This window comes from Arthrobacter sp. FW306-1B-G06A (genome assembly GCF_058781765.1).
The window spans coordinates 89,235-95,609 of sequence record NZ_JBYSXB010000016.1 but is presented as its reverse complement, the minus strand read 5'-3'; the positions used below and the strand labels follow the sequence as shown (position 1 = coordinate 95,609).

At 64.2% G+C, this 6,375-nt stretch carries 6 protein-coding genes and 1 pseudogene; 6 read left to right on the top strand and 1 reads right to left on the bottom strand.

Features of this window, described 5'->3' with window-relative positions:
* From AC3WJM_RS10530 to fabF, 6 genes and pseudogenes are all read left to right on the top strand, one after another.
* Positions 1–301: pseudogene (locus AC3WJM_RS10530) on the top strand (pyruvate dehydrogenase (acetyl-transferring), homodimeric type); the annotation flags it as partial.
* Between the two features lie 204 nt (positions 302–505).
* The gene (locus tag AC3WJM_RS10525) at positions 506–1,750 is read left to right on the top strand and encodes a PucR family transcriptional regulator (protein ID WP_059387754.1); all 1,245 of its coding nucleotides are present in this window, start codon (positions 506–508) and stop codon (positions 1,748–1,750) included.
* 88 nt (positions 1,751–1,838) lie between these two features.
* Positions 1,839–2,768 carry an ACP S-malonyltransferase gene (locus AC3WJM_RS10520; RefSeq protein WP_059387753.1) on the top strand — a complete coding sequence of 310 codons (930 nt, stop codon included), beginning with the start codon at positions 1,839–1,841 and terminating at the stop codon, positions 2,766–2,768.
* Positions 2,765–3,826, top strand: coding sequence for a beta-ketoacyl-ACP synthase III (locus tag AC3WJM_RS10515; RefSeq protein ID WP_284988322.1), 1,062 nt, complete (start codon positions 2,765–2,767; stop codon positions 3,824–3,826). The genes AC3WJM_RS10520 and AC3WJM_RS10515 overlap by 4 nt, the downstream gene beginning before the upstream one ends.
* 109 nt (positions 3,827–3,935) lie before the next feature.
* Entirely contained in the window at positions 3,936–4,181 is a 246-nt protein-coding gene (locus AC3WJM_RS10510) for an acyl carrier protein (RefSeq protein ID WP_028267518.1), read from the top strand.
* 140 nt (positions 4,182–4,321) lie between these two features.
* Positions 4,322–5,557, top strand: coding sequence for a beta-ketoacyl-ACP synthase II (fabF, locus tag AC3WJM_RS10505; RefSeq protein ID WP_241710849.1), 1,236 nt, complete (start codon positions 4,322–4,324; stop codon positions 5,555–5,557).
* Positions 5,558–5,717: 160 nt separating this feature from the next.
* Here fabF and AC3WJM_RS10500 read toward each other — a convergent pair whose 3' ends face one another.
* Entirely contained in the window at positions 5,718–6,221 is a 504-nt protein-coding gene (locus tag AC3WJM_RS10500; RefSeq protein WP_284988323.1) for a DUF3145 domain-containing protein, read from the bottom strand.
* Between the last annotated feature and the right edge of the window lie 154 nt (positions 6,222–6,375).

Below are 6,375 nucleotides of genomic sequence, written 5' to 3'. Positions count from 1 at the left end.
CGGCGCCACCGGACCGGTCATCGCCGTCACCGACTACATGAAAGCCGTCCCGGACCAGATCCGCCAATTCATCCCCAACGAATTCGCCTCCCTCGGCGCCGACGGATTCGGATTCTCCGACACCCGCCAAGCCGCACGCCGCTTCTTCAAGAACGACACCCACTCCATCGTCGTGAAGACCCTGCAACTGCTCGCCCGCCGGGGCGAAGTTGACGCACAGGCGGCGGCCCAGGCAATCGAGAAGTACAGTCTCCTCGATGTCAACGCCGGCACCACCGGCGGGGCAGGCGGCGAAAGCTAAGCTTCCAGCGAAGCACAACGAACCCAAGCAACATCTCGACGGCGGTCCACACCGAAAGGTGCGGGCCGCCGTCGGGCTTTAACACCCGGCTTCAACAATCGCCACAAAGCAGCAAACGGCGCTGCCATCGCGTGACGCGCGCCAATCGCAGTTGTAGCCTTCGCACAAATGGAGCTTGTGGATGATGCGCCGTATGCTCAAGGAATGGCAGAGCCGATTCAAACCCCCGCGAAACGCAAAGCGGCCGCGCGCACGGTAACACCGGAAAAGGCGGAGACACTCAAGCGGCTCCGCGCCAATGTGGGGCAGCTGTCCACCACCACCATGCGCAAGCTTGAGAAATCGCTGCCCTGGTACAGCCGGCTGAGCTCCGACGAACGTTCAGCCTTGGGCCTGGTTGCCCAAAACGGAATCGCGGCCTTCGTGACGTGGTACGAGCGGCCGAGCTCGCCGTCGTGGATCCTGACGGACGTCTTCGGGAATGCTCCCACCGAGCTGACCCGCTCCATCAGCCTGCAAAAGGCCCTCCAGCTGATCCGGATCGTCGTCGAGGTGGTGGAGGACCAGGTCCCGGTGATCGCGCCGGAAGCCGACCAACCGTCTTTGCGCGAAGCAGTCCTGCGCTATTCGCGGGAAGTGGCATTCGCCGCCGCGGATGTCTATGCGCGCGCCGCCGAGTCCCGCGGTTCCTGGGACACCAGGCTCGAAGCCCTGATTGTGGACGCCATCCTCCGGGGCGAGAATACCGATGCCCTTCGTTCCCGTATCGCCGCCCTCGGCTGGAAGGCGCAGGAGCGATTCACGGTGATGGTGGGAAACTCGCCGTCGGAACCAAGCGCAAGCTATGTGAGCGAGTTGCGCCGGACCGCCGGACGCTACGCTGAGGACGCACTGGTAGGCATCCAAGGCGACCGCCTCATCCTGATTCTGGGTGGCGTGCAAGACCGCGACACCGCGTATCTGAAACTCAGCGAACTTTTCGCCCCGGGCGCGGTGGTCTATGGACCCGAGGCCGGCTCCCTGTTGGAGGCAAGCAGCTCCGCCCAGGCGGCCTTTGCAGGGCTCACCGCTGCCAAGGCTTGGCCTTCGGCTCCGCGACCTGTAGCGGCGGACGATCTCCTCCCGGAACGGGTCGTCTCAGGCGACGACGCCGCCCGCCGTTCCCTCATCAAGAACATTTACCGGCCGCTGCTGGCCGCTTCAAACGGCCTTGTAGAGACCCTCGGCACCTATCTGGAACTCGGCCATTCCCTCGAAGCGACTGCCCGCGAGCTGTTCGTCCACGCGAACACCGTGCGGTATCGTCTCAAGCGCGTCTGCGACGTCACAGGGTGGGACCCGCTCCTCCCGCGGGAGGCTTTCGTACTCCAAACCGCACTGGTTGTGGGCAGGCTTTCGGCCCAGCCAAAGGCGACGTCGGAGCGTCACGGTACCCGATCCGCGGGTTGAACCGTTGTAGACTTCCTACAAACTGACCCAGTGAGCTTGGTGTACGCAAACACCAGTAGTTCACGCGGCAATTTGGAAAGCTGGTTACGTGCTTGCAATCGTCTGCCCTGGACAGGGCTCCCAGACCCCTGGATTTTTGGCCCCTTGGCTGGAGCTCCCTTCCGTAGAAGGCCATTTGGCCTCCCTGAGCGAAATCGCAGGCATCGACCTCAAGGCCCACGGCACCACCTCCGATGAAGAAACCATCAAGGACACCGCCGTCGCGCAGCCCTTGATCGTCGCCGCAGGGCTCGTGGCAGCGAAATCGCTGTTCGACGTCGAACTCAGTACCCTTCCGATCGTCCTCGCCGGCCACTCGGTCGGAGAGATCACGGCCTCGGCGCTTGCGGGTGTCCTGAGCGAGGAAGAAGCCATGACGTTCGTCCGCGAGCGTGCCAACAACATGGCCGCTGCCGCCGCCGTCACCCCCACCGGGATGAGTGCCGTCGTCGGCGGCGATCCGGCCGAAGTGCTTTCCGCTATTGAGGCCGCCGGCGCAACGCCGGCAAATGTCAACGGCGCAGGCCAGACCGTAGCGGCAGGCACGTTCGAACAGCTCCAGGCACTGGCTGACAACCCGCCGGCCAAAGCCAGGGTCATCCCGCTGAAGGTCGCCGGAGCATTCCATACCTCCCACATGGCTCCGGCCGTGAGCGCACTTGAAGCACTGCGGCCGTCCCTCAAGCCGCAGGCTCCCACGGTTCCGCTGCTCTCGAACTTCGACGGCCAGGAAGTCACCGACGGCGGCGCCGCCGTCGAAAGCCTGATCGCCCAGGTCTCGCGCCCGGTGCGTTGGGACCTGTGCATGGAGAACCTGGTCCAGCGCGGAGTCACCGGACTCATCGAACTGGCACCGGCCGGCACGCTGGCGGGCCTCGCCAAGCGCGGCATGCCGGGCGTGAAAACCGTTGCCGTCAAGACGCCGGATGATTTGTCCGCCGCACTTGCACTCTTCGCGGAATTGGAGGGAGACGCATGAGCGCCCCCGTACTCAAGCAGGCACCAAGGAACGAATACTCACGCGTTGTCGGCATCGGGGCATACCGCCCGGACATCATCGTCACGAACGACGACGTCTGCCAGTGGATCGATTCCTCGGACGAATGGATCCGCCAGCGCACGGGCATCGTGACCCGCCACCGCGCCGCGGCCGATGTCAGCGTCATCGACATGGCCGAAGGAGCTGCCCGCGAGGCGCTCAAGCAGGCCGGCATTGAGGCTTCCCAGCTCGGTGCCGTCATCGTCTCCACGGTCACGCACCCGTATGCCACGCCTTCCGCGGCTGCCGCCCTCACCGACCGTTTGGGCGCCACCCCGGCACCGGCTTTCGACATCTCCGCGGCATGCGCAGGCTACTGCTACGGAATTGCCCAGGGCGATGCCTTGGTCCGATCCGGCGCGGCTGAATACGTCCTGGTGGTCGGCGCCGAGAAGCTCTCCGACGTCATCGACAACCATGAGCGGACCATCTCCTTCCTTCTGGGCGATGGCGCCGGTGCGGTTGTCATCGGCCCGTCCGATACACCCGGCATTGCCCCGTCTGTCTGGGGATCCGATGGCAGCAAGTGGAACGCGATCGGCATGACGCATTCCCTCGACGAAGTGCGCCACCTTGGCGAGACAGCCCGCCATTCGGACGAATCCGACGATCAGGCCATTATTTCCGCAGCGCAGGATGTCTGGCCGACGCTCCGCCAGGACGGCCAGACGGTCTTCCGTTGGGCCGTCTGGGAAATGGCGAAAGTTGCCCAGCAAGCCCTCGATGCCGCAGGGATCGAAGCCTCGGACCTGGCGGCGTTTGTCCCCCACCAGGCCAACATGCGGATCATCGACGAGATGGTCAAGAAGCTCAAGCTTCCCGAAACCGTGGTGGTCGCCCGGGACATCGCTGAGGCGGGAAACACTTCTGCCGCCTCCATTCCGCTGGCCACGCACCGACTCCTCAAGGAGAACCCGGAACTCAGCGGTGGCCTTGCCTTGCAGATCGGCTTCGGTGCCGGTCTTGTGTTTGGCGCCCAGGTAATCGTTCTTCCGTAATTTCGGACCGCGCCTACCTTCAATTGAATAGTGCTTTGAAACCCAAGCCGTAACCGCGGTTTGCCCCCATTTCCGGCAATAGCCGGCACAACAAGAAAAGGAGCCAACAATGGCTAGCAACGAAGAAATCCTGGCCGGCCTGGCTGAAATCGTGAACGAAGAGACCGGCCTCGCCACCGAAGCCGTGGAGCTGGACAAGTCCTTCACCGAGGACCTGGACATCGACTCCATCTCCATGATGACCATCGTCGTCAACGCTGAAGAGAAGTTCGGCGTGCGCATCCCGGACGAAGAGGTCAAGAACCTCAAGACCGTCGGCGACGCCGTCAACTTCATCTCGAACGCACAGGCCTAGCCTGGCCTCAACTGTGCCGGACTTCGGGTGCGCCCTGTTGCATCCGAAGCCCGGCACAGCTGCTATATCTCCCAGAGTTTTTTCCTGCCTCCCCAGTGAGAACAGCACGTGGGTTGGCTGATCCGACAGAGAGTGATCTCATGGCACGCAAAGTAGTCATAACCGGTCTGGGCGCCACAACGCCCATCGGCGGCGACGTCCCCACGATGTGGAAGAACGCGCTCAAAGGGGTCTCCGGTGCCCACACACTCGAGGACGAGTGGGTTGCCAAGTATGACCTTCCGGTCCACTTTGCCGCCCGGTGCTCGACGCCGGCCCTCGAAGTTCTGAGCCGCGTTGAAGCCAAGCGCATGGACCCGTCCACGCAGTTCGGTGTCATCGCCGCCCGCGAGGCTTGGGCAGATTCCGGTATCACCGAAATCGACCACGACCGCCTTGCCGTGGCTTTCGCCACGGGCATCGGCGGTGTCTGGACGCTCCTGGACGCTTGGGACACGCTGAGGGAAAAAGGCCCCCGCCGGGTCCTTCCCATGACGGTCCCGATGCTCATGCCGAACGGCGTCGCCGCCGCTGTCAGCCTTGACCTTGGTGCCCGCGCCGGTGCGCACACCCCCGTTTCTGCTTGCGCTTCCGGCACCGAGGCGATGCACCTCGGCCTGGACCTCATCCGCTCGGGCAAGGCCGACGTCGTCGTGTGCGGTGGCGCCGAAGCTGCCATCCACCCGATGCCGCTCGCCGCGTTTTCCTCGATGCAGGCCCTTTCCCGCCGCAATGACGATCCGGAGCACGCATCGCGGCCATATGACCGCGACCGCGACGGCTTCGTCATGGGTGAAGGCGCCGGCGCCCTGGTCCTCGAGGCCGAAGAGCACGCGATCGCCCGCGGAGCGCGCATCTACGCCGAGCTCGCCGGTACATCGGTCACAGCCGACGCCTACCACATCACGGCACCGGACCCGGAAGGCCTGGGCGCAACCCGGGCTTTGAAGGCCGCCATGTTCGATGGCCGCATCCAGGCCGAGGACGTGGTGCACGTCAATGCCCACGCCACCTCGACGCCTGTCGGCGACAAGCCCGAGTACACGGCCCTCCGTGCCGCGCTGGGCGCTCACGTCGACAATGTGGCAGTCTCTGCCACCAAGTCGCAGATGGGCCACTTGTTGGGCGCTTCAGGGGCCGTGGAAGCAGTGCTGACGGTCCTCGCCGTCTACGAACGCCAGGCTCCGTTGACCATCAACCTTGAGAACCAGGATCCGGAGATCCCGCTCGACGTCGTCACTTCGGCACGCACTCTGCCCGCCGGTGACATCGTCGCCTTGAGCAACTCCTTCGGTTTCGGCGGCCACAACGCCGTCATCGCCATCCGCAACGTCTGACAGTCGCTGCCGGTTCGAGGCACAAGCTACGCACAAGAGGAGGGCCCCACCACGGTGGGGCCCCCCCCGGGGGGGGCCCTCCTCTTGTGCTATGGAAAAACTGTCTTCGGGAACTTTGTTCCCTGGCCGGGCTAGTGTTCCCCGACCGGCATGGTGTTCCCTAACCGACCTGGTGGAGCCAACGCACGGGAGCGCCTTCGGCGGCATGCCTGAACGGCTCGAGCTCTTCGTCCCAGGCCTCACCGAGCGCCAAGGAAAGCTCGTGGTAGACGGCGGCGGGATCTCCAGCCGCCGACTCGTAGGCGTAGCGGATGCGGTCCTCTGTCACCATGATGTTGCCGTGGACATCGGTGACGGCATGGAAGATACCCAGCTCCGGTGTGTGCGACCAGCGCGCGCCGTCCACGCCTTGACTGGGCTCCTCGGTCACTTCGTAACGAAGGTGCGCCCACCCTCGCAGTGCCGAAGCCAGTTGGGCGCCCGTTCCGGGGACTCCTACCCAAGAGAGCTCGGCGCGGAACATTCCGGGCGCGGCAGGTTGAGGGGTCCACTCAAGATCGGTCCGCTTGTCAACGACCGATCCGATGGCCCACTCGACGTGAGGGCACAACGCAGTAGGGGCCGAGTGCACAAACAGGACACCGCGGGTTATTGCAACAGACATTCCATCCTCCATAGCTGTAGGTACGTCTTCCCCAACGACCTCTGCCTGGATGAAATTTTGCTGCGCGGGTGCCGCGCTGTTCCGGTTTCCCTACCTATCTATGATTTTTTCCGCAGCGGAAGAACGTTCAAGTTTAGGTTGAAAGTTTCCCCAC

What these genes read in the sequence shown, in the direction of transcription:
- fabF (WP_241710849.1), top strand. Translation starts at nt 4,322, where the DNA reads ATGGCACGCAAAGTAGTCATAACCGGTCTGGGCGCCACAACGCCCATC.
- AC3WJM_RS10515 (WP_284988322.1), top strand. Translation starts at nt 2,765, where the DNA reads ATGAGCGCCCCCGTACTCAAGCAGGCACCAAGGAACGAATACTCACGC.
- AC3WJM_RS10500 (WP_284988323.1), bottom strand. Translation starts at nt 6,221, where the DNA reads ATGTCTGTTGCAATAACCCGCGGTGTCCTGTTTGTGCACTCGGCCCCT.
- AC3WJM_RS10525 (WP_059387754.1), top strand. Translation starts at nt 506, where the DNA reads ATGGCAGAGCCGATTCAAACCCCCGCGAAACGCAAAGCGGCCGCGCGC.
- AC3WJM_RS10510 (WP_028267518.1), top strand. Translation starts at nt 3,936, where the DNA reads ATGGCTAGCAACGAAGAAATCCTGGCCGGCCTGGCTGAAATCGTGAAC.